Origin of the sequence: Brucella sp. NBRC 12950 (genome assembly GCF_030268145.1) — a bacterium.
Taxonomy (GTDB): domain Bacteria; phylum Pseudomonadota; class Alphaproteobacteria; order Rhizobiales; family Rhizobiaceae; genus Brucella.
In genome coordinates, this window is sequence record NZ_BSQC01000001.1 from 591616 (window position 1) to 613593 (window position 21978).

Sequence of the window (21978 nt, forward strand, 5' to 3'; positions counted from 1 at the left end):
AAGTGCCCGGAACGTAACCCGTTCCGGGCATTTTTATAGGAAAGATCGCATGACGGTATCCTCACTCGACGGCAACGGAGCAAAAAGCCTGCTTGCCGATTATCGGAGAGAAGTCGGCAAACGGCGTCTCTACGGTATCGCGCTCCTCCTTGCGCTCGTCGTTGTCGCCATTGCTGCCTCCGTCGTTGCCGATGTTCGGCCGGGCACTCTGGTCGAAAATCTCTTTCGCTTTACAAGCTATCTTGGCCGCATCCTGCCGGATCTGACGATTGCCAATTTCTGGGGCGATCTCGCTGCCTGGTACTGGAATCTCGGCGGCTGGCTCAAGATGCTGTTTGAGACGCTGCTCATTGCCTATCTGGCAACATTAATCGGCGGCATCATCGCTTTTGCCGCGTCATTTGCGGCGTCATCCAACATGGCTCCCAATTCGACGGTGCGTTTCGTCGTTCGCCGCGGGCTTGAGCTGCTGCGTACGGTTCCCGAAATCGTGTTCGCGCTGCTTTTCGTCATCGCTTTCGGTCTTGGGCCGATGGCCGGTGTGCTGGCGCTGATGCTTCATACAACGGGAGCGCTGGGCAAATTGTTCTCCGAAGTTGTTGAGAACATCGATATGCGTCCGGTGGAAGGCATTCGTGCATCGGGTGGTTCTGGCTTTCAGGTCATCCGCTTCGCCGTGCTTCCGCAAGTCGCCGCAAATTTTGCGTCCTATGGCCTGCTGCGTTTTGAGATCAATGTGCGCGGCGCTTCAGTTATGGGTTTTGTGGGTGCGGGCGGTATCGGGCAGGAACTGCTGACTTCGATCCGTCAGTTCTATTACAGCGATGTCAGCGCCATTCTGCTTTTGATTATCGTGACCATTGTTGCCATCGATCTCATTACACAGCGTATTCGCCATGCGCTTTTGGGCCGTATTGGTTGAGGAGCGTGATCCCGAAAAGTGGGAACCGGTTTTCGGAAAAGATCATGCTCAAACAAAAGAGAGAATTATGACCGATATTGCACAAAGTCTCTCCCGTGAGGCGCACGCGCATGAAAAGGAGCTTCGGGCAGAACATGCCGAATTGTTCGGAAACACGCGTGCCTGGCGAAATCTGGCGATTTTAACCGTAGCTTTGATTGCTTCCGTCTGGTTCGCTTTCTACTGGCTCGATTTTTCGCTGCTGCGCATTCTCAATGGCCTGGGTCGCCTCGGCGATTTCACGCTTATGATGATGCCGCCATCGTCCGGCGGGCGTTTCAGCCTTTATCTGGGGTCGATGATGGAAACGCTGGCAATTGCCTATCTCGGCACATTGCTGGCGGCAATTCTTGCTTTCCCATTCGGCTTTCTTGCTGCGAAGAACGTCATCCCGAATGTGTTCCTACATTTCGGCATCCGTCGCTTCCTCGATACCATTCGTGGCGTCGATACGCTGATCTGGGCACTGATCTGGGTGTCGGTTGTGGGTCTCGGACCGTTTGCCGGTATTCTCGCAATTGCCTGCTCTGATTTCGGAGCATTCGGCAAGCTGTTCTCGGAAGCCATTGAAGGCGCTGACAAGAAGCCGGTGGAGGGAGTTGTCTCATCAGGCGGCAGCAAACTGCACGGCCATCGCTTCGGCGTGTTGCCGCAGGTTCTGCCGCTGATCGGCAGTCAGGTGCTTTACTTCTTTGAGTCAAATACCCGTTCGGCAACCATCATCGGTATCGTTGGGGCAGGCGGCATCGGCGCGCATCTGGCTGAGCAGATCAAGGTTCTCAATCTTCAGGACGTTTCCTTCCTGATCATCATGATCCTGATCGCTGTCGCTGTTATCGACTGGTTCTCGTCCAAGCTTCGCCACGCGATGATTGGCAAGAAGGCGATGAAATCGGCCTAAAGCACACCCCGAAAACCGCTTCGCACTTTTCGGGATGTGCTCTAACCATTGATGAGCGTCTTAACGCCATCTGCCACAAACTGAACCGCAAGTGCTGCGAGGATCACACCGAGCAGACGGGTCAGAATAGAACGGCCGGTTTCGCCAAGAAACCGGTCGACGCGTTCTGCGAGCAGCAACACGAAATAGGTAATCAGCAAACAGACGGCTATGACGCCGAGAAGGGCGGCACGGGGACCGATGCCGTCAAAAGAATCTGATGTCAGCACGATAGCCGAAATAGCACCCGGACCTGCGATCAGCGGAATGGCCAGCGGGAATGCCGCGATATTACGGATATGGTCCTTGGTAATGGCAACTTCGGCGCTCTTTTCCTTACGCTCGGTTCGCTTTTCGAAAATCATCTCGAAAGCGATCCAGAAGAGAAGCAGGCCACCTGCAACACGGAAGGCGCCGATGCTGATGCCGAACATGCCGAGTATCTGCGCGCCAGCAATCGCAAACAGCGCCATAACGATGAAGCCGATGATGGATGCGCGCAGCGCGACCTGTCCGCGATGGTTGCGATCCATGCCGGGTGTGAGTGCCAGAAACAGTGGCGCGAGACCGGGCGGATCAATGGTGACGAGGAGGGTGACGAAGGCGCTGAAAACCGTATCGTAGAACCCCATGCTAAACTCGCCCCTTTTGTTGGTATTCTCTGCCTGATTTGTGAAACGGATTGTAGCCGATGAGTGGCGCTCGGTCGACGCAAAGCGCACGCTCAGGCAACATCATTGCGCGATCTTTATGTGAATATCTTTCAAGTTATTGATTCGATGAATGAAATTCGCCGGTTGAAATGGCCCCGAAATTGGCGTTTTGTGACGTTTTATTCTATAAAGTGACTTTATCGATTCTGTTGAGAAAGATATCTGAATAGTGTCAGATCAAACACCTCCACCCGGTTCCGAAGATATGGATGGCGGCCCAAGCGGCCCTACAGGTATCGAACCGATTTCCATTATTGAGGAGATGCAGCGCTCCTATCTCGATTACGCAATGAGCGTTATCGTGAGCCGTGCTCTGCCTGATGTGCGCGATGGCTTGAAGCCCGTACATCGCCGTATTCTCCACGCCATGAACGAGATGAACCTCGCTTACAATCGCCCCTACCGAAAGTCGGCAGGTGTGATCGGTGAAGTGATGGGTAAATACCATCCACACGGCGACTCTTCTATTTATGACGCCTTGGTGCGTATGGCGCAGGACTTCTCCTTGCGCGATCCACTTGTGGACGGACAGGGTAATTTCGGTTCCATCGATGGCGATCCGCCAGCGGCGATGCGTTATACCGAATGCCGTCTGGAAAAAGTCACCGAATCCCTTCTGTCGGATATCGACAAGGATACGGTTGATTTTCAGGACAACTATGATGGCCGCGAGCGGGAACCTATGGTTCTGCCTGCCCGCTTTCCAAACCTGCTTGTCAATGGTTCGGGCGGTATTGCGGTTGGTATGGCAACCAATATTCCGCCGCACAATCTTGGCGAAGTCATTGATGGCTGCGTAGCGCTGATCGACAATCCGGCTCTTGAGCTGGAAGAAGTCATGGAAATCATTCCTGGTCCGGATTTCCCGACCGGTGGTATTATCCTTGGGCGTGCCGGCATCAACTCGGCTTACAGCACGGGTCGTGGTTCCGTTATTATGCGCGGTCGCGTGGCGATTGAGCCAATGCGCGGCGACCGTGAAGCTATTATCATCACCGAGATACCGTATCAGGTGAACAAGGCTTCGATGATCGAGAAAATGGCCGAACTGGTGCGCGACAAGCGTATCGAGGGCATTTCTGATCTGCGCGATGAATCGGACCGCGATGGCTATCGCGTTGTGGTCGAGCTCAAGCGCGATGCTGTTGCCGATGTCGTGCTGAACCAGCTTTATCGCTACACGCCGCTGCAGACCTCGTTTGGCTGCAACATGGTGGCGCTGAATGGCGGCAAGCCGGAACAGCTCAATCTTCTCGACATGCTGCGCGCTTTCGTGGCGTTCCGTGAAGAAGTGGTAACGCGCCGCACCAAGTTCCTGCTCAACAAGGCGCGTGATCGCGCGCATGTGTTGGTTGGTCTTGCGATCGCAGTTGCTAATATTGACGAGATTATCGCTCTCATTCGTCGTGCGCCAGATCCGGCAACCGCGCGTGAGCAGTTGATGGAACGTCGTTGGCCTGCCGCCGATGTGGCACCGCTGATCCGTCTTATCGATGATCCGCGTCATGCGATCAACGACGATAACACGTATAACCTCTCGGAAGAACAGGCGCGTGCTATTCTTGATCTTCGCTTGCAGCGCCTGACAGCACTTGGCCGCGATGAAGTTGCGGACGAGCTGAACAAGATCGGCGAAGAAATCCGCGATTATCTGGAGATTCTTGGCTCGCGCATTCGCGTTATGACAATCGTCAAGGAAGAGATGATTGCCGTTCGTGACGAGTTCGCTACGCCGCGCCGTACCGAGTTTGGTCTTGGCGGCGCCGAAATGGACGATGAAGACCTCATCGCTCGCGAAGATATGGTCGTCACCGTCAGCCATGCCGGTTATATCAAGCGTGTGCCGTTGGCGACTTATCGTGCGCAGCGTCGTGGCGGCAAGGGCCGCTCCGGCATGGCAACGAAGGATGAGGATTTCGTAACCCGTCTGTTCGTCGCCAATACGCATACGCCGGTGCTGTTCTTCTCCTCGCGCGGTATCGTCTACAAGGAAAAAGTCTGGCGTCTGCCAGTCGGTAATCCGCAGTCGCGTGGCAAGGCACTCATCAATATGCTGCCATTGCAGCAGGGCGAGCGTATTACCACGATCATGCCGCTGCCGGAGGATGAAGAATCCTGGGCAAATCTCGACGTCATGTTCTCGACCACGCGCGGTACGGTTCGCCGTAACAAGCTGTCGGACTTCGTTCAGGTCAACCGTAACGGCAAGATCGCGATGAAGCTCGAAGACGAGGGTGATGAAATCCTCTCGGTCGATACCTGTACGGAATTCGACGACGTGCTTCTGACCTGTGCTGGTGGCCAGTGCATTCGCTTCCCTGTCACGGATGTTCGCGTCTTTGCTGGTCGTAACTCGATCGGCGTGCGCGGTATCAATCTGGCGGAAGGCGATAAGGTCATCTCTATGGCAATTCTGCACCACGTTGATGCAGACGCTTCGCAGCGCGCCGCTTATCTCAAGCGCTCGATTGCTGAACGTCGGGCACAGGGTGCAGACGACGCCGATGATATCGTTGTTGTCGGTGAAGAAGTTGCGGTGGAAGCCGATCTTTCCGAAGAGCTCTATCAGGAACTCAAGGCTCGCGAGCAGACCGTTCTCACGGTTAGTGAGTATGGCTACGGCAAGCGTTCCTCGTCTTATGAGTTCCGCGTTTCTGGCCGTGGCGGTAAGGGTATCCGTGCAACCGATACGTCGAAAACCGACGAAATCGGCAAGCTGGTAGCTCTGTTCCCGGTCGAGGCAAGCGATCAGATCCTGCTGGTTTCCGATGGTGGTCAGCTGATCCGCGTGCCGGTTGGCGGCATTCGTATCGCTGGACGCTCGACCAAGGGTGTCACGATCTTCAATACGGCTGACGGCGAAAAGGTCGTCTCGGTCGAGCGCATTTCGGAAACCGAAAGCGATGAAGAGAATGGCGCTGCCGAGGTTGATGAAACCGCAGCTGAAGGTGATGCGCCTGCAGCTGGTGGCGAAGAATAAAGGAAATTCCCTGATGCAAGCAGTATCAGGGGATTTCATGTTCCAAATAAAAAGGCCGATGGTTCACCATCGGCCTTTTTCAGATGCCAGGACTGGAGGGAACTGGCGATCTCTGGAAACTCAAAACTGTACTTAATGCGAACTCAGTTTACGCATGGCGCTTAGACTAAAAGCGGCGGGACGTACGCGTTGGCGCTTCGCTTCATTCTCTTCCAGAAGCAAAACAATCGCCGATGCAGCCATTGCTACCATCATGGATAATGCCAGAAGAAATATCATCATCGCGGTATCCTTTCGTTATAGATACGCTTCAGAAGCGAAAAGGTTGCACCAAACTTGCGCCTATCTTGGTAAATCGGTTGTGAACTTCTCGTGAAATCGTTGTTCATATCGCATTCATCTGTTTTCTTGGTTTCTGATTTCTTTCAATTGTGGTTGTTGTTGAAAATCTGATGAGAAAAGGCTAGCTGGAAGAAATGACGATCGCGATTTATGCGGGTTCATTCGACCCGGTCACCAATGGCCATATGGATGTTCTGAAAGGCACGCTGCGTCTTGCCGATCAGGTTATCGTCGCTATTGGCGTGCATCCGGGCAAGAAGCCGCTGTTCAGTTTTGAAGAACGTGTCGAGCTTATCAATGCAAGCGCCAAGGCTTTGCTTGGGGCTGACGCGAAGCGCGTTTCCGTGATTTCGTTTGATGCCCTTGTCATTGATGCTGCGCGTAAGCATGGCGCCAAGCTCATGGTGCGTGGTCTGCGCGATGGCACCGATCTCGATTATGAAATGCAGATGGCGGGCATGAATGGAACGATGGCGCCGGAATTGCAAACCGTCTTTCTGCCAGCCGATCCTGCTGTGCGCACGATTACTGCCACATTGGTTCGCCAGATTGCCTCAATGGGAGGCGATATAAAGCCCTTCGTTCCTGCAGCTGTTGCGGCTGCGCTGGAATCAAAATTCAAATCCTGATTCAGGGAGTTTCTCGATTATGTCATTCGTTCGTTCGGCGCTTGTCGCAGCCAGCATTGTTGCGTTTTCTCAAGGTGCGGCCTTTGCTGCTGACACCCTCAATCTGCAGCTCAAAGACGGCAATGTCGCTATTGAGCTGAGCCCAAACCTTGCGCCAAAGCATGTCGCACAGATTGAAAAGCTGGCTCAGGAAGGCGCTTACAACGGCGTGGCTTTCCATCGCGTGATTCCCGGCTTCATGGCTCAGACCGGTGATGTGAAGTTCGGTAACGTTGACAAGGGCTTCAATGCATCGCGCGTTGGTACCGGTGGTTCTGAACTGCCGAACATTCCGGCTGAATTTTCGCAGGAACCATTTGTGCGTGGCACGGTTGGTATGGCGCGCAGCCAGGACCCGAATTCCGCCAACTCGCAGTTCTTCATCATGTTCAATGATGGCGCATTCCTGAACGGCCAGTACACGGTTGTTGGCAAGGTTGTCAGTGGCATGGACGTGGTTGATAAGATCAAAAAGGGAAGTGAATCCGATAATGGTTCGGTCGAAAGCCCTGACAAGATCATCAAAGCCACGATCGAAAAGAAATGAGTTTTAGAGCGCTTTTCGATCTGATTGAAACAGATCAGCGCTCTAAATATCTGTTTTAACGCGCATCTTATCTGAAAATTGTTTCACACTTTTCGGGATGCGCTCTAAATTCAACACGTATCCCTGTCCCAAAAAATGATTCAAACTTTTGGGGATACGCTCAATAGGAGAGGCCCGATGGCTTACAAAGACCCGGAAAACACGCTCGTTCTTGAAACCACCAAGGGCAATGTCGTTCTCGAACTCTTCCCTGATCTGGCTCCTGGCCATGTCGAACGCATCAAGGAACTGGCACGCGAAGGCGCTTATGACGGCGTTGTGTTCCACCGCGTTATCGACGGTTTCATGGCGCAGACCGGCGACGTGAAGTTCGGCAAGACGGGCGGCGCGCATTTCAATGGCTCGCGTGCTGGTATGGGCGGTTCGGACAAGCCTGACCTAAAGGCTGAATTCTCGAACACCTCGCACAAGCGCGGCACTGCTTCGATGGCTCGTTCGCAGAACCCGAACTCGGCAAATTCGCAGTTCTTCATCTGCTTCACCGACGCTCCATGGCTTGACCGTCAGTACTCCGTATGGGGTCAGGTTATCGAAGGCATGGACAATGTCGACAAGATCAAGCGCGGCGAACCTGTTACCGATCCAGACGTGATCGTAACTGCACGCATCGCTGCAGACATCTAATTCTGTCGTTTCTATAGAAATATAGCGGCTCCGGTTTTGCCGGGGCCGCTCTTGCTTTGATGCATTTCTGAAGTTTGAAATGCTTTGATGAGGTTTATGATGCGTGTTGATCTTTTCGATTTCGATTTGCCGGAAAAGAGCATTGCTCTGCGTCCAGCCGAACCGCGCGACCACGCCAAGCTTTTGCGCGTGCGTCCCGGTCAGCCATTCGAAGATCGACAGGTATTCGAGCTGCCTGATCTGTTGCAGCCGGGCGATGCGCTCGTTTTCAACGATACAAAAGTCATTCCTGCACAACTTGAAGGTATGCGCGAGCGCGATGGCAATATTTCGCAGGTGAGTGCGACGCTTCACATGCGTACCGGCCCTGATCGCTGGAAGGCATTCCTGCGTCCTGCCAAGCGCGTGAAGGAAGGCGACCGCATCCGTTTCGGTCATTCCGGTTCAAGCTGCTTCCTCGGAACACTCGACGCAACCGTTGCCGAAAAGGGTGACGCTGGCGAAGTTCTGCTGGTGTTCGACCTCTCTGGCGCGATGTTGGATGAAGCCATTGCTTCGGTCGGCCATATTCCTTTGCCGCCTTATATCGCATCCAAGCGCGCTGAGGATGAGCGCGACCGCAGCGATTATCAGACTGTTTATGCGCGTGAGGAAGGGGCTGTTGCTGCCCCGACTGCCGGGTTGCATTTCACACCCGATCTGCTCAAAAAAATCCGTGATCGTGGCATCGAAGAACATTTCGTGACGCTGCATGTAGGGGCGGGCACATTTCTGCCCGTCAAAGCCGACGACACGACGGACCACAAGATGCATTCCGAGATCGGTTACGTTTCGCAGGAAACTGCCGATGCGCTGAATGCCGTTCATGCCCGAGGCGGCCGGGTAATCTGTGTCGGCACAACATCGCTGCGCCTGATCGAGAGCGCTGCCGGTGAAGATGGCATCATTCGCCCATGGGCGGGCCCGACCGATATTTTCATCACACCGGGCTATAAGTTCCGGGCGGTCGATCTGCTGATGACTAATTTCCATCTGCCGCGCTCGACGCTCTTCATGCTTGTTTCGGCCTTTAGTGGCTTTGAGACGATGCAGGACGCTTATAAGCGCGCAATCGAGACAGGCTACCGCTTCTATTCCTATGGAGACTCCTCTCTTCTTGAGAGGAAATGAAACGGTTCCCTTTTTCGGCATAATTCATTAGAGACACGGCATGACCAGCGAAAATTTTGAATTCAAAGTGCTTGCGCGTGATGGCGCAGCCCGTCAGGGCGAAATTTCCATGCCGCGCGGCGTGGTGCGTACGCCTGCCTTCATGCCAGTTGGCACAGCCGGAACCGTCAAGGCCATGTATATGGATCAGGTGAAGGATTTGGGAGCCGACATCATTCTCGGCAACACCTATCATCTAATGCTGCGTCCGGGTGCGGAACGCGTTGCTCGTCTTGGTGGTCTGCATGAATTCGGCGGCTGGAAAGGCCCAATTCTGACCGATTCCGGCGGCTTTCAGGTCATGTCGCTCGCGCAGCTCCGCAAGCTTAACGAAAACGGTGTGACTTTCCGCTCGCATATCGACGGCAAGCCTTATGAAATGACGCCGGAGCGCTCCATCGAAATTCAGGGGCTGCTTGATAGCGATATTCAGATGCAGCTCGATGAATGCGTAGCGCTGCCATCGCCTGAAAAGAACACCGAGCGCGCAATGGAATTGTCGCTGCGCTGGGCAGAACGCTGCAAGGTGGCGTTCGGCACACAGGCTGGAAAGGCGATGTTCGGCATCGTGCAGGGCGGTGACAATGCGCGCCTGCGTGAGCGCTCGGCTGAAGCATTGAAGGCGATGGACCTCAAAGGCTATTCCGTTGGTGGTCTGGCGGTTGGTGAACCGCAGAATGTCATGCTCGAGATGCTCGAAGTGGTTTGCCCCATTCTGCCTACAGAAAAGCCACGCTATCTGATGGGCGTTGGCACGCCGGATGACATTCTGAAATCGGTCGCCCGCGGTATCGACATGTTTGATTGTGTGATGCCGACGCGTGCTGGTCGTCATGGTCTGGCGTTCACGCGCTTTGGCAAGGTGAACCTGCGCAATGCGCGTCATGCCGATGATCATCGTCCGCTTGATCCAGAATCAAACTGCCCGGCGTCGCGTGATTACAGCCGCGCTTATCTGCATCATCTGGTCAAATCGGGTGAAGCACTGGGCGGGATGCTGCTGACATGGAACAATCTGGCCTATTACCAGTATCTCATGCAGGGCATTCGGGCGGCAATCGCTGAAGGTCGTTTTGAAGACTTCGCGGCTGAAACAACAGCCGGATGGGAAAGGGGCGACATACCAGCCCTTTGATTTTCATCTCTGTTAGAGTTGTAAAGCGCGCCTCTAAGGCGCGTTTTTTGTATCTATTACAGCGGTTTCAGTTAAAAATGAATCGTTGAAACCGCTGTAACTGTTTGTTTTTACGCATTATCCGACGCAAAACTACTTCGGACTTTTGCTGGAAATGCTATAAACCTATCCAGCTTCGAGCAGCTTTTCCAGACGGCAGATGACGGAATGGCGCTCTTCTTCGCTTACGATGTCACAATCAAGCAAGCGGCCGCATTCAAGTCCGGAAAGCGCAAGATAAGTAATCAAAACGAGATTGGAGTCGGAAGCGTCTTTTAGCATCCGATCAAGTACGGCCCGGTGATAATGTCTGACCGGGATCATGAAATCCGGGTTCTCGACCAGCGCAGCAAGAATTCCGCTGGCCGGTGGCTCATCGTCAGCCTGAACGCGATAAACATCAAAAAAAGCACGCGCGACACGGTTTTTATCTCCGCTCTGCAGGCGTTCCTGAACCTCCATCGCACGTTCATGCTCTTTCATATACTCTTCGACCACGCCCTCAAGCAGCTTTGCTTTCGTTGGAAACGAGTAAAGCAATCCTCCTTTTGAGAGGCCCGCGCGGGCGGCAACCGCGTCGAGAGATATATGTGCTGGTCCGACCTCTTGGGCGAGTTCCACTGCTGCGCGCAAAATGCGCTCTCGCGAAGAGACCTTATTCTTTGTGTGCAATTCCTATGGTCTCCTGACAGTTCGATAGTTGACAATACCGTCCAGACGGTACAGTTATTTTCATCTGATATTCAAGTAAAATACGTGCGACCAAATTGTGAGGAACATAAAGGAAGCACGCCAACGACACCCTGGAGTGCATCCGCAATGATCAAACGCCTCATTCTGGCAATAATTTTTCTCGTGATCGTCGTGGGGGGGCTCGTTGGTTTCAACCTGTTCAGAACGCAGGCGATCAAGGATTTCTTCGCGAATATGCAGCAGCCTGCCAAGACGGTTTCGACTGTCACGCTTGAGCCGGGCGTCTGGACTCCAGGCATTGAAGCGATTGGTTCTGCCAATGCAATCAATGGTGTCGATCTGACAGTTCAGGTCAATGGTATCGTTGATAAAATCGAATTCACCGCCAATCAGGAAGTAAAGAAGGGCACTGTCCTTCTTCAGCTGGAAAACAGCATTGAGACTGCCGATCTGGTGGCTGCTCAGGCTGAAGCTGTGCTTGCTGATCAGAACCTGAAGCGCGCTGAAACCTTGCGCACGCGTGGCGTGGGTGCAGTTTCTGACGTTGACACAACAGCTGCTGCTGCCAGCGCCAAGAAGGCCGCTGTTGCCAAGATGCAGGCAGTGCTTGATCAGAAGACCGTAACGGCGCCATTTGACGGTGTTATCGGTATTTCCAAGGTCGATCTCGGTCAGTACCTGACGCCGGGCACCGTTATCGGCACTTTGCAGGAAACCGACAAGATGCGTATCGACTTCTCTGTACCGGAGCAGTCGCTTTCTTCCCTGAAGCTTGGACAGCCTGTGAAGGTCGGACCAAACATGGACGCCCTGAAATATAACGGCACGATTGTTGGTATTGATCCGAAGATCGACCCTGCAAGCCGTCTGGTCTCCGTGCGTGCAGAAGTGCAGAATGATGAACCACGTCTGACGCCTGGTCAGTTCGTTCAGGTTCGCGTTGAGCTTCCACAGGAAGACAATATTCTGGCTTTGCCACAAACAACAATCGTGACAAGCCTTTACGGTGACTATGTTTATGCTGTTCGTCCCGAGCAGCCAAAAGAAGGCGAAAAAGCTCCTGAAGGACAGGCTGCAAAGCAGGTCGCGCAGCAGGTTTTCGTCAAGGTTGGTCGTCGTTATGGCGGCGTTGCTGAAATCACCGATGGCCTGAAGGCTGGTGATATCGTGATCACTGCAGGTCAGAACCGGCTTTCGCCGGGTGCTGCTGTTACGATCGACAACACAGTCAATCCGCTGCCTGCGGCTGACAAGTAATAGGCGAGCAAGATGAGTTTTTCCGATATTTTCATCCGGCGACCCGTACTTGCTACCGTGGTCGCTCTCATGATCATTCTCCTTGGCCTTCAGGGTATCGCGCAGCTTTCGGTGCGTGAATATCCAAAGGTCGATGAAACCGTTATTACCGTCACCACTGCTTATGCGGGTGCGAGTGCGGAGCTTATTCAGGGCTTTATCACATCGCCAATCGCGGAATCCGTGGCGACCACTGAAAACATCGATTACGTCACTTCATCCAGCCGTCCATCGTCGAGCACGGTGACGGTGCAGATGAAGCTTGGCGCAAATCCTGATGCGGCACTGACCGAGGTGATTGCAAAGGTTAATCAGGTTCGCGGCAATCTGCCGTCTGAATCCGATGACCCGGTTATCGTCAAGGGAACGGGCCAGAGCTTTGCTACCATGTATCTGGCAGCACAGAACCCGAACATGACGAGCGAGCAGATTACTGAATATCTGGAACGCGTCATGCAGCCGCGCATCTCCACGGTGCAGGGTGTGGCCAAGGCCGAAATTCTGGGTGGTCAGGTCTATTCGATGCGCGTGTGGCTTGATCCAATTCAGCTCGCCGCACGCCAGATCACCGCACCGGAAGTTCTGGCTGCGATCAATGCGTCGAACTTCCTGTCAGCACCGGGTACGACCAAAAACCAGTTTGTTGCTTCTTCGATTACACTTGAATCGACCTTGCAGACACCGGAAGCTTTCGGTGCGATGCCGATCAAGACTTCCGGCGATGAAGTCGTTCGTCTGCGTGATGTGGCCAAGGTGGAACTTGCGGCGAAAAGCAAGGACACGATCGTTTCGTTCAATGGTTCTGCGGGTACATTCCTTGCAATCTACCCAACGCCTTCAGCGAACCCTATCGATGTTGCGACAGCGTTCAGGAAAGAACTCCCGGCCATTCAGGCATCCTTGCCTGAAGGCATGACGCTTGATCTGGTCTATGATGCGACCGAACAGATCAGCTCATCGATCAACGAAGTGTTCACGACCATCGGCGAAGCAGTCGCTATCGTTATTCTGGTCATTATCGTGTTCCTGGGTTCGTTCCGGTCGGTGCTTATCCCGATTGTAACAATCCCGATTTCGCTGATTGGCGTCTGTTTCTTCCTGTATATTCTGGGCTTCTCAATCAACCTTCTGTCACTTCTGGCAATGGTTCTGGCGATTGGTCTGGTGGTGGATGACGCCATCGTGGTTCTGGAGAACATTCACCGACATATCGAAGAGGGATTGCGTCCTATGGATGCGGCCTTCAAGGGTATGAAGGAAATCACAGGCTCCATTATCGCGATGACGATCACGCTGGCTGCGGTGTTTGCGCCTCTCGGATTTACGGGTGGTTTGACCGGATCGCTGTTCCGCGAGTTTGCCTTCACGCTTGCAGGTGCGGTTATCATTTCCGGCGTTGCCGCTTTGACAATCTCGCCGATGATGTGCGCGCGTATGTTGAAACATGGCGAGGCATCGCGCTTCCAGAAGTTCATTGATACGAACTTCAAGAAGCTCGAAAAGGGATATCATCGTCTGGTATCGGGGTCGCTTAATTATCGCCCGATTACGCTGATGATCGTTATTGCTCTGGTTGGTCTCACAGGCTTCCTGTTTGTGAACACATCGAGCGAACTGGCACCGGAAGAAGATTCAGGCGCATTGTTCTCGATGTTCCAGGCTCCGCAATATGCAACCTCTGCCTATACCAACCTCTATGCCGAGCAGATCGATGGTCTGACCAAGGATTTGCCGGAACTCGACACACGCTTCCAGATTGTCGGCATGGACGGTGGCACAACCTCCGGTATCGCCCTCTGGGTGCTGAAGGACTGGTCTGAGCGCACGCGTTCGCAGAAGCAGATTCAGGAAGACCTGACTGCCCGACTGACCAAGGTTGCCGGCGTTGACGCTTTCATCTTTGCGCCTCCGTCGCTGCCGGGTGCTGGTGGTGGCTTGCCGATTTCGATTGCTCTTCAGTCGACCGGACCGTCAAGTCAGGTGTTCGAGCTTGCTGAGGAAATCAAAAACGAAGCACAGGCGACTGGCCAGTTCATTATCGTTCAGAACTCCATGTCCTATAATGCGCCGCAGACCACCATCACAATTGATCGTGACCGGGCTGCAACGCTGGGTGTGCAGGTGAGTGATATTGGCTCGACGCTTGGTCTTCTGACCGGTGGTGCAAAGATTGCTCAGTTCGACCGCGATTCAAACAGCTATGACATCATCAGTCAGGTGCCGGACATCTATCGTTCCAATCCTGAAAAGCTCGGTGATTTCTATGTTCGCAGTGTTTCGGGCGAGATGGTTCCTCTGTCTTCTGTCATCCAGATCAAGACGAACTCTTCGCCTGCCGCTATCGAGCAGTTCAACCAGCTGAATTCGGCAACGATTTCCGCTCTGCCAATGCCGAGTGTCACCACAGGTCAGGGCCTGCAAACACTCGTCAATCTGGCGCAGCAGAAGATGCCGGAAGGCTTCTTCCTTGACTATTCCGGTCAGTCGCGTCTGGAAGTCGAGCAGGGCAACACGATCATGATCGCCTTCGGCCTTGCCGTTATCGTGATCTATCTGGTGCTTGCGGCGCAGTTCGAAAGCTTCCGCGATCCGTTCATCATCATGATGTCGGTTCCGCTTTCGATCTTCGGTGCTATCGTTCCGCTGAACCTGGGACTTGGCACGCTCAACATCTATACGCAGGTTGGTATGATTACCCTTGTCGGGTTGATAACCAAGCACGGTATTCTGATGGTGGAGTTTGCCAATCAGCAGCGTCGCCTGCATGGGCATTCGCGTCGTGAGGCCATCATCCTCTCGGCAGAAACCCGTCTGCGTCCGATTCTGATGACCACGGCTGCAATGGCGCTTGGCGTTGTTCCGCTGATCATCGCGAGTGGTGCGGGTGCGGCGGCTCGTTACTCGATGGGTCTGGTGATCTTCACCGGTATCACCATCGGTACAGTCTTCACGCTCTTCGTGGTTCCGATGTTCTATACGTTCATCGCCAAGAAAGACGTGGAAGGCGAGTTCGTACCATCGCAGGAAGATGGCAAGGAGCCTGCGGCAGCAGCCCATCACTGAAACTTGTCCATCACTGAAACTTGTATTGAATAATCAGATTAAGGGCGGCCACATGTGGGCCGCCCTTTTTGTTGGGAATTAATCGCTTTTCGATCTGATTTTATCAGATCGGCGCTCTGATTTCTTTCCAGCATAATCTTGTCGATCCTCGTTTCACTCCGGTCGGATTACGCTCTGTTGCATTCCAACCGTTCCACACCATATGAGCAGGCATGATACCTTTATCCGTACTCGATCTTTCACCCGTCCCTGAAGGCAGCGATGCAGGACAGTCTCTGCGCAACACGCTCGAATTGGCCCAGCAGGCCGAAAAACTGGGCTTTACGCGCTATTGGCTGGCGGAGCATCACAACATGCCCGGTATTGCCAGTGCGGCTACCTCGGTCGTCATCGGCCATGTAGCAGCGGGCACGTCCACCATTCGCGTTGGTGCGGGCGGCATCATGTTGCCGAACCATTCGCCATTGGTGATCGCCGAACAGTTCGGCACGCTGGCTTCGCTGTTTCCGGGGCGTATCGATCTGGGCCTTGGTCGTGCGCCGGGCACCGATCAGCTGACGGCACATGCGCTTCGCCGGAATCTTGAAAGCAGCGCCAATGATTTTCCGCGCGATGTCGTAGAGCTTCTCAATTATTTCAAGCCCGCCGATCCCGCACAGCGCGTTCAGGCTGTGCCGGGCGCAGGACTGAATGTCCCGGTCTGGATTCTCGGCTCCAGCCTGTTTGGCGCGCAACTGGCTGCGATGCTGGGACTGCCTTATGGCTTCGCCTCCCATTTCGCACCGGCTGACATGGAACGCGCTGTAGAGCTTTATCGCGAACGATTTGAGCCGTCCGAATATCTGCAGAAGCCTTATGTCATGCTTGGGCTTAATGTCATTGCAGCGGATACGGATGAAGAAGCGCATCATCTGTTCACGTCGCAATTGCAGGCATTTGTGAACTTGCGCAGCGGCCGGCCGGGCAAGTTGCCTGCGCCTGTGGCGGGTTATCAGGAGCAGCTTGATCCTTCCGCACAGGCACTGGTTCGCCAGATGCTATCATGTCGTGTGGTGGGCGGTCCTGAAACCGTCGACAAGGGCATTCGCGAGTTTGCTGAACGCACCGGTGCGGACGAATTGATGGTGACGGGCATGATCTATGACCATCAGAAGCGTCTTCGCTCTTATGAGATCGTCAGCAACTCGATGGCGTGAGGATCGAACTCGCGATTGACCTCAGTAAGAAGCCAATCGCGGAAAGCTTTGACCGCAGGCGTGTTTGCACGCGCCTGCGGTGTCACAAAGTAATAGCTGCTCGGACTTTTGACTGTGTGCTGATAGGCCACCACAAGCTGCCCGCTTTCAATTTCCGCACTGATCAAAAACAGCGGCATCAGTGCAATCCCAAGACCTGCGACACAAGCCTGAGAGACATTTGAGAACTGCTCAAAGCGCATTCCGCCCGCAACCGGTGCTGCAATGTCGAGGCTTTTAAACCAGTGGCTCCATGCGCCGGGGCGAGATGCCATGTTGAAAAGCGGCAGGCGCAACAGGTCATTCGGCTCGGTGATGGCGTGCTGTTTCAGAAAAGCTGGACTGCAAACAGGCGCAACCGTTTCCTCCATCAGAAATGTGCAATCGGCATTCGGCCAGTCCGGTTGGCCAATATGGATTGCCGCATCAAGGCCCTCGCGTTCAAAGTCGAACTGGCCAATGCGGGTGGCAAAATTCAGAATAATATCCGGATATTGCGCGACGAAACGCGGGATTCTCGGGATCAGCCAGCGGGTGCCGAAGGTCGGCAGAAATGCAAGATTGAGCGTTGTCCCACGCATTTGCGACATGACCTGCAATGAGGCCGCGCGAATGGAGGCAAGGGCAGGGCTGATCCCACTCAGATAGGCACGTCCGGCATCGGTCAGTAAAACATGGCGGCTGGTGCGGTCAAACAGAGCAGCGCCAAGTTGTTCTTCTAATGCTGCTATTTGACGGCTGACAGCCCCTTGCGTCAGAGACAGCTCTTCCGCCGCACTCGAAAAGCTCTCGTGTCGCGCCACTGCATCAAAGGCAGCAAGCGCGCTTGTCGAAGGAAGCAGGCGTCTCGATAGTGATGTCATCATCTATTACTAAACGGAATAGATCGATGAGTAAACGTTCATTGCATGATTCCGCTTTTCCAGTCACATTTGGGCACCTGAATTTGAGGAGATTATTCATGTCGCGTGCCGCATTTAACTGGGAAGATCCGTTTCTGCTTGATGAGCAGCTGACCGAAGACGAGCGGATGATCCGCGACTCGGCGCAGGCTTTCGCGAGCGATGTCCTGCTGCCGCGCATTGAAAAAGCTTATCTTGATGAAACGACCGATCCGGACCTGTTTCGTCTGATGGGGCAGGCTGGCCTTCTTGGTGTAACGCTTCCCGAAGAATACGGCGCAGCCAATGCTGGCTATGTTTCCTATGGTCTGGTGGCACGCGAAGTCGAGCGCATCGATTCCGGCTATCGTTCGATGATGAGCGTTCAGTCGTCGCTCGTCATGTATCCGATCTATGCTTATGGCTCCGACGAACAGCGCAAGAAATATCTGCCGGGTCTGGTTTCCGGCGAATTGATCGGCTGCTTTGGTCTCACTGAGCCTGATGCCGGTTCCGACCCTGCTGGCATGAAAACCCGCGCAGATAAGATTGATGGCGGCTATCGCATCAGCGGTTCAAAAATGTGGATTTCCAATTCGCCGATTGCCGACGTTTTCGTTGTCTGGGCCAAGTCGACTGCCCATGATGGTGCGATCCGTGGCTTTGTGCTTGAAAAGGGCATGAAGGGTCTTTCTGCCCCCAAGATTGGCGGAAAGCTTTCGTTGCGTGCTTCGATCACTGGCGAAATCGTTATGGATGGCGTGGAAGTATCGGAAGATGCATTGTTGCCGAATGTATCGGGCCTCAAGGGTCCGTTCGGCTGTCTCAACCGTGCGCGCTATGGCATTTCATGGGGTGTGCTGGGCGCGGCAGAAGATTGCTGGTTCCGTGCGCGTCAGTATGGTCTTGATCGCAAGCAGTTCGACAAGCCGCTGGCTGGAACGCAGCTTTATCAGAAGAAGCTTGCCGATATGCAGACAGAAATAGCGCTGGGCTTGCAGGCAAGCTTACGCGTTGGTCGTCTGTTTGACGAAGGCAAAATGGCGCCCGAAATGATTTCTATCGTCAAGCGCAACAATTGCGGCAAGGCGCTCGATATTGCGCGCCAGGCTCGCGACATGCATGGCGGCAACGGTATTCAGATCGAATATCACGTCATGCGCCACGCGCAGAATCTTGAAACCGTCAACACCTATGAGGGTACGCATGATGTTCATGCGCTTATTCTCGGACGTGCGCAGACCGGAATTCAGGCGTTCTTCTAAAGCATGTCTCCCAAAAGTGGGAACCGGTTTTGGGATAAAGACATGCTTCAAAACAAAGGAATAGAGCGAGCGTGGTGGCTACAATTAAGCGCAACACGCTCTGATCGCCGGAAAGGTTTTGAGAAATGCAGAATACACCGCTTGCGGGTCTTAAAGTCATTGAGCTGGCCCGCATTCTGGCAGGTCCATGGGTCGGACAGACACTGTCCGACCTTGGTGCCGACGTCATCAAGGTCGAAAGCCCTGAAGGTGACGATACCCGCACATGGGGGCCGCCATTTATCGAGGTTGAAGGCGAAAAGTCGGCAGCCTATTTCCACGCCTGTAATCGTGGCAAGCAATCGATTATTGCTGATTTTCGCTCTGATGAGGGCAGGGAGCTTGTGCGCAAGCTGGTTGCCGATGCGGATGTGGTAATTGAGAATTTCAAGCTCGGCGGTCTTGATAAATACGGCCTCGACTATGAAAGCCTGAAAGCGATCAATCCGCGGCTGATCTATTGCTCAATCACGGGTTTTGGCCACACCGGGCCTTATGCAGAACGTGCGGGTTATGATTTCATGATCCAGGGCATGGGCGGCATCATGGATCTGACTGGCGAGCCGGACGGGCAACCGCAGAAGATTGGCGTGGCTTTCGCAGACATTTTCACCGGGCTTTACAGCGTCATCGCTATCCAGTCGGCACTCATCATGCGTGAGCGCACGGGCAAGGGTCAGCATATCGATATGGCGCTGTTTGATTGCATGTCGGCGGTTCTTGCCAATCAGGCGATGAATTATCTGGCGTCCGGCGTTTCGCCCAAGCGTATGGGCAATGCGCATCCCAATATCGCGCCTTATCAGACACTGCCTGTATCGGACGGTTATTTCATTATCGCCTGCGGCAATGACGGGCAGTTTGCAAAACTGACGGCTTTGCTGGGAATCGGTGAAATCGCGCGCGATTCCCGCTTCCTCACCAATGCATCGCGCGTCGCCAATCGCGATGCACTGACAGCAATACTTGAAGAGCGTACAACGCAATGGTTACGGGATGATCTTCTGGCAGCGCTTGCTAAGGCAGGGGTGCCCGCCGGGCCGATCAACACGGTTGAAGATGTGTTTGCCGATCCGCAATTCATCGCGCGGCAGATGAGAATCGATCCCGATGGTGTGCCGGGCTTGCGTACGCCAATCCGATTCTCGGACGCCGAACTGAAGCTCGACAGGCGATCACCGAAACTGGGCGAGCATAAGAATGATATATAACAAAAACCCCGCTTTAAGCGGGGTTTTTAGTAGGTCAGTCGTCGGTGGCGACCATCACGTCTGATGCTTTAACCACCGCATAGGCTGTCTTGCCAACCTTGAGGTCAAGTTCATCCACGGCTTCATTGGTGATGGATGAGGTAACAACGACACCATTTCCGATATCAATGCGGATATGCGCTGTGGTTGCACCTTTGGTGACATCGACGATTGTGCCTTTGAGGCGATTGCGTGCGCTGATTTTCATTGTCTCTTCCCGTCGTTGATCGGCGTCTGCACGATGCAATAAAGCATTTTAGCAGGTTGGATAACATCCCAAATTCGAGAAGCTATTCATTGCTGCAGCGCAAAAAAATCAAATTTTTAAGGGGAGAGAATGGTGCGGTCGAGAAGACTCGAACTTCCACGGGTTGCCCCACAGCGACCTCAACGCTGCGCGTCTACCAATTCCGCCACGACCGCACTGTGTGGTAGAAGCTGAACAATGTCAGCGAGAGGGCATTTAGCAAATCAATCTGGACTGCACAAGGCCATTCTTGCAGTTGAGCACAATTGAATGAAATTATTTTATGTTGGGCTTAAATATCTGATTTTAAAACGCAAAAAATCCCTGCTTCATCTGGTGTTTAACCAGATCGCAGAGCTGCGTTTTAAAAGAAATCAAAACTCTTGGAAGAGAATGGTGCGGTCGAGAAGACTCGAACTTCCACGGGTTGCCCCACAGCGACCTCAACGCTGCGCGTCTACCAATTCCGCCACGACCGCACTGTGTGGTAGAAGCTGAACTTGTCAGCGAGGAGGCATCTAGCAAATCGATCAGACAGGCACAAGCCTGATCTTGTGCTTCTGCCGATCTTTTTCAAAAAAGAGTGCCTAAAAGTCGTAATACTGCAATTTAAGGCGCTTAAAACTTCAGTTTTCCTGGCTTCTTGGTGTCAAGATTGTGGCCATTCTGCGGCTTTCGGGGTCGATCTATGCGGATTTGCCATAGATGACGACGAATCTGCTGCACCCATCAGCCGCTTATTCCCTGCAATCTTTTAATGTCTTCCAGCCGCTTTACGGTTTCCGCATAGCCAATATCGATTGCTTCTGATGCCCGGTGAAAGTCGGCAAGGCCGATTTGCCCGACAGTGGGCATCAGCGAAACATCGGGTGGGTCGCCAGCCATACGCGCGCGGGAAATACGGTCCTGTATGATGTTGAAGGCTTCCATCATCACGCCGGTAATACCGAGGCGGCTTTCCTTCTCACCGTGAATCGTTTCGCTCAATGTGTCCTGACGAGACTGAGCGTGTTTGATGACCGCAGCACGTCCAAACTGGTCGTAATGCAGGTTTACAGCCAGAACGAGGCGTTGCTCATAGGCGCGGCAGACCGAGACCGGAACCGGATTGACCAGCGCACCATCGACCAGCACGCGCTCCTGCCAGCGGACGGGTTCAAACACGCCGGGCAGGGCGTAGGATGCCCGCATGGCTTCAACCAGTGGACCTGTAGAGAGCCAGATTTCGTGGCCTGTGCGCAGTTCGGTACAAACGGCAACGAATGGGCGATCCAGATCTTCAAGACGCAAGCCGTCGAGGTGCTCGCGCATACGGCTATCAAGTTTCATGCCGCCAAACAGGCCGCTGCCGCGAAATGTGATGTCGAGAAGGTTGAACATACGGCGGCGTGTGAGGCTGCGCGCGAATTCTTCAAGCTGATCGAGCTTGCCCGCAAGGTAGCAGCCGCCAACCAGTGCGCCGATTGAGGTGCCGGCGATCATTTCGATTTCGATGCCTGCTTCATCAAGCGCACGCAGCACACCGATATGTGCCCAGCCACGCGCCGCACCACCGCCAAGCGCAAGCGCAATGCGGCGTGGTTCATGCCGTACCTGAAGCAGTTCGATGACTTCTTCTTCCGGCTTCAAGGGTTGCGTATTGGCTGCCTTGCGCCTTTGACCCCATGCGAGCATATCGACCAAGCACCTTTCATTTCGGTGAGTGTATCAAAACACTGTATCGAAACAATAAATGCTGCAAATTGAAGGCGCGAGAGAAAATCACGCCTTCACATCGATTTGAGAGGGGTC

19 protein-coding genes and 2 tRNA genes are annotated in these 21978 nt (G+C 53.9%); 13 read left to right on the top strand and 8 right to left on the bottom strand.

Annotated elements, in window-relative coordinates:
* The first annotated feature begins 49 nt into the window (after positions 1 to 49).
* Entirely contained in the window at positions 50 to 922 is an 873-nt protein-coding gene (gene phnE / locus QSJ70_RS02865; protein ID WP_024897149.1) for a phosphonate ABC transporter, permease protein PhnE, read from the top strand.
* A gap of 67 nt (positions 923 to 989) precedes the next feature.
* Entirely contained in the window at positions 990 to 1862 is an 873-nt protein-coding gene (gene phnE, locus QSJ70_RS02870; RefSeq protein WP_285534703.1) for a phosphonate ABC transporter, permease protein PhnE, read from the top strand.
* A 41-nt stretch (positions 1863 to 1903) separates the two neighbouring features.
* On the opposite strand, the gene QSJ70_RS02875 is transcribed toward phnE (QSJ70_RS02870), so the two are convergent.
* Positions 1904 to 2533 (bottom strand): MarC family protein, encoded by a 630-nt coding sequence (locus QSJ70_RS02875; RefSeq protein WP_007875070.1) that lies wholly within the window; start codon positions 2531 to 2533, stop codon positions 1904 to 1906.
* Between the two features lie 286 nt (positions 2534 to 2819).
* Here QSJ70_RS02875 and gyrA point away from each other — a divergent pair, with 286 nt between their 5' ends.
* Positions 2820 to 5594, top strand: coding sequence for a DNA gyrase subunit A (gene gyrA / locus QSJ70_RS02880; protein ID WP_007875069.1), 2775 nt, complete (start codon positions 2820 to 2822; stop codon positions 5592 to 5594).
* 132 nt (positions 5595 to 5726) lie between these two features.
* Here the strand turns inward: gyrA and QSJ70_RS02885 are convergent, their stop codons facing one another.
* Positions 5727 to 5876, bottom strand: coding sequence for a hypothetical protein (locus tag QSJ70_RS02885; RefSeq protein ID WP_007875068.1), 150 nt, complete (start codon positions 5874 to 5876; stop codon positions 5727 to 5729).
* 194 nt (positions 5877 to 6070) lie between these two features.
* On the opposite strand from QSJ70_RS02885, the gene coaD reads away from it, so the two are divergent.
* The 5 genes from coaD (at position 6071) to tgt (ending at position 10179) form a co-directional block, all read left to right on the top strand.
* Positions 6071 to 6565, top strand: coding sequence for a pantetheine-phosphate adenylyltransferase (gene coaD, locus QSJ70_RS02890; RefSeq protein WP_285534704.1), 495 nt, complete (start codon positions 6071 to 6073; stop codon positions 6563 to 6565).
* Between the two features lie 19 nt (positions 6566 to 6584).
* Complete coding sequence (locus QSJ70_RS02895; RefSeq protein ID WP_105518591.1) at positions 6585 to 7151, top strand: peptidylprolyl isomerase; 567 nt, start codon at positions 6585 to 6587, stop codon at positions 7149 to 7151.
* Between the two features lie 177 nt (positions 7152 to 7328).
* Positions 7329 to 7835 (top strand): peptidylprolyl isomerase, encoded by a 507-nt coding sequence (locus QSJ70_RS02900; protein WP_007875065.1) that lies wholly within the window; start codon positions 7329 to 7331, stop codon positions 7833 to 7835.
* Between the two features lie 99 nt (positions 7836 to 7934).
* A complete protein-coding gene (gene queA / locus QSJ70_RS02905; RefSeq protein WP_285534705.1) occupies positions 7935 to 9005 on the top strand; it encodes a tRNA preQ1(34) S-adenosylmethionine ribosyltransferase-isomerase QueA in 1071 nt (356 codons plus the stop codon).
* A gap of 40 nt (positions 9006 to 9045) precedes the next feature.
* Complete coding sequence (tgt, locus tag QSJ70_RS02910; RefSeq protein ID WP_285534706.1) at positions 9046 to 10179, top strand: tRNA guanosine(34) transglycosylase Tgt; 1134 nt, start codon at positions 9046 to 9048, stop codon at positions 10177 to 10179.
* A 165-nt stretch (positions 10180 to 10344) separates the two neighbouring features.
* Here the strand turns inward: tgt and QSJ70_RS02915 are convergent, their stop codons facing one another.
* Positions 10345 to 10890, bottom strand: coding sequence for a TetR/AcrR family transcriptional regulator (locus QSJ70_RS02915; RefSeq protein ID WP_007875056.1), 546 nt, complete (start codon positions 10888 to 10890; stop codon positions 10345 to 10347).
* Positions 10891 to 11037: 147 nt separating this feature from the next.
* Here QSJ70_RS02915 and QSJ70_RS02920 point away from each other — a divergent pair, with 147 nt between their 5' ends.
* The 3 genes from QSJ70_RS02920 to QSJ70_RS02930 all read left to right on the top strand — a co-directional run bounded on the left by QSJ70_RS02920 (position 11038) and on the right by QSJ70_RS02930 (position 16466).
* Positions 11038 to 12168, top strand: coding sequence for an efflux RND transporter periplasmic adaptor subunit (locus QSJ70_RS02920; protein ID WP_007875055.1), 1131 nt, complete (start codon positions 11038 to 11040; stop codon positions 12166 to 12168).
* A gap of 12 nt (positions 12169 to 12180) precedes the next feature.
* Complete coding sequence (locus tag QSJ70_RS02925; protein ID WP_007875054.1) at positions 12181 to 15270, top strand: efflux RND transporter permease subunit; 3090 nt, start codon at positions 12181 to 12183, stop codon at positions 15268 to 15270.
* A 212-nt stretch (positions 15271 to 15482) separates the two neighbouring features.
* The gene (locus QSJ70_RS02930) at positions 15483 to 16466 is read left to right on the top strand and encodes an LLM class flavin-dependent oxidoreductase (protein WP_285534707.1); all 984 of its coding nucleotides are present in this window, start codon (positions 15483 to 15485) and stop codon (positions 16464 to 16466) included.
* Here the strand turns inward: QSJ70_RS02930 and QSJ70_RS02935 are convergent.
* Positions 16436 to 17368, bottom strand: a complete 933-nt coding sequence (locus tag QSJ70_RS02935) for a LysR family transcriptional regulator (protein WP_007875052.1) — start codon at positions 17366 to 17368, stop codon at positions 16436 to 16438. The genes QSJ70_RS02930 and QSJ70_RS02935 overlap by 31 nt on opposite strands.
* Before the next feature lie 98 nt (positions 17369 to 17466).
* Here QSJ70_RS02935 and QSJ70_RS02940 point away from each other — a divergent pair, with 98 nt between their 5' ends.
* Entirely contained in the window at positions 17467 to 18651 is a 1185-nt protein-coding gene (locus tag QSJ70_RS02940) for an acyl-CoA dehydrogenase (RefSeq protein WP_064320643.1), read from the top strand.
* 125 nt (positions 18652 to 18776) lie between these two features.
* Complete coding sequence (locus tag QSJ70_RS02945; RefSeq protein WP_285534708.1) at positions 18777 to 19901, top strand: CaiB/BaiF CoA transferase family protein; 1125 nt, start codon at positions 18777 to 18779, stop codon at positions 19899 to 19901.
* A gap of 34 nt (positions 19902 to 19935) precedes the next feature.
* Here the strand turns inward: QSJ70_RS02945 and QSJ70_RS02950 are convergent, their stop codons facing one another.
* The 4 genes from QSJ70_RS02950 to QSJ70_RS02965 form a co-directional block, all read right to left on the bottom strand.
* The gene (locus tag QSJ70_RS02950) at positions 19936 to 20148 is read right to left on the bottom strand and encodes a TOBE domain-containing protein (RefSeq protein WP_064320641.1); all 213 of its coding nucleotides are present in this window, start codon (positions 20146 to 20148) and stop codon (positions 19936 to 19938) included.
* Positions 20149 to 20278: 130 nt separating this feature from the next.
* Positions 20279 to 20363 (bottom strand) — tRNA-Leu (locus QSJ70_RS02955).
* A gap of 218 nt (positions 20364 to 20581) precedes the next feature.
* Positions 20582 to 20666: transfer RNA gene (locus QSJ70_RS02960), tRNA-Leu, on the bottom strand.
* A gap of 250 nt (positions 20667 to 20916) precedes the next feature.
* The gene (locus QSJ70_RS02965; RefSeq protein WP_285534735.1) at positions 20917 to 21861 is read right to left on the bottom strand and encodes a patatin-like phospholipase family protein; all 945 of its coding nucleotides are present in this window, start codon (positions 21859 to 21861) and stop codon (positions 20917 to 20919) included.
* Between the last annotated feature and the right edge of the window lie 117 nt (positions 21862 to 21978).

Coding starts and splice junctions, on each gene's coding strand:
- tgt (WP_285534706.1), top strand. CDS start 9,046: ATGACCAGCGAAAATTTTGAATTCAAAGTGCTTGCGCGTGATGGCGCA.
- QSJ70_RS02885 (WP_007875068.1), bottom strand. CDS start 5,876: ATGATGATATTTCTTCTGGCATTATCCATGATGGTAGCAATGGCTGCA.
- queA (WP_285534705.1), top strand. CDS start 7,935: ATGCGTGTTGATCTTTTCGATTTCGATTTGCCGGAAAAGAGCATTGCT.
- QSJ70_RS02900 (WP_007875065.1), top strand. CDS start 7,329: ATGGCTTACAAAGACCCGGAAAACACGCTCGTTCTTGAAACCACCAAG.
- coaD (WP_285534704.1), top strand. CDS start 6,071: ATGACGATCGCGATTTATGCGGGTTCATTCGACCCGGTCACCAATGGC.
- gyrA (WP_007875069.1), top strand. CDS start 2,820: ATGGATGGCGGCCCAAGCGGCCCTACAGGTATCGAACCGATTTCCATT.
- QSJ70_RS02930 (WP_285534707.1), top strand. CDS start 15,483: ATGATACCTTTATCCGTACTCGATCTTTCACCCGTCCCTGAAGGCAGC.
- QSJ70_RS02875 (WP_007875070.1), bottom strand. CDS start 2,533: ATGGGGTTCTACGATACGGTTTTCAGCGCCTTCGTCACCCTCCTCGTC.
- QSJ70_RS02920 (WP_007875055.1), top strand. CDS start 11,038: ATGATCAAACGCCTCATTCTGGCAATAATTTTTCTCGTGATCGTCGTG.
- QSJ70_RS02940 (WP_064320643.1), top strand. CDS start 17,467: ATGTCGCGTGCCGCATTTAACTGGGAAGATCCGTTTCTGCTTGATGAG.
- phnE (WP_285534703.1), top strand. CDS start 990: ATGACCGATATTGCACAAAGTCTCTCCCGTGAGGCGCACGCGCATGAA.
- QSJ70_RS02925 (WP_007875054.1), top strand. CDS start 12,181: ATGAGTTTTTCCGATATTTTCATCCGGCGACCCGTACTTGCTACCGTG.
- QSJ70_RS02965 (WP_285534735.1), bottom strand. CDS start 21,861: ATGCTCGCATGGGGTCAAAGGCGCAAGGCAGCCAATACGCAACCCTTG.
- QSJ70_RS02935 (WP_007875052.1), bottom strand. CDS start 17,368: ATGACATCACTATCGAGACGCCTGCTTCCTTCGACAAGCGCGCTTGCT.
- phnE (WP_024897149.1), top strand. CDS start 50: ATGACGGTATCCTCACTCGACGGCAACGGAGCAAAAAGCCTGCTTGCC.
- QSJ70_RS02895 (WP_105518591.1), top strand. CDS start 6,585: ATGTCATTCGTTCGTTCGGCGCTTGTCGCAGCCAGCATTGTTGCGTTT.
- QSJ70_RS02950 (WP_064320641.1), bottom strand. CDS start 20,148: ATGAAAATCAGCGCACGCAATCGCCTCAAAGGCACAATCGTCGATGTC.
- QSJ70_RS02945 (WP_285534708.1), top strand. CDS start 18,777: ATGCAGAATACACCGCTTGCGGGTCTTAAAGTCATTGAGCTGGCCCGC.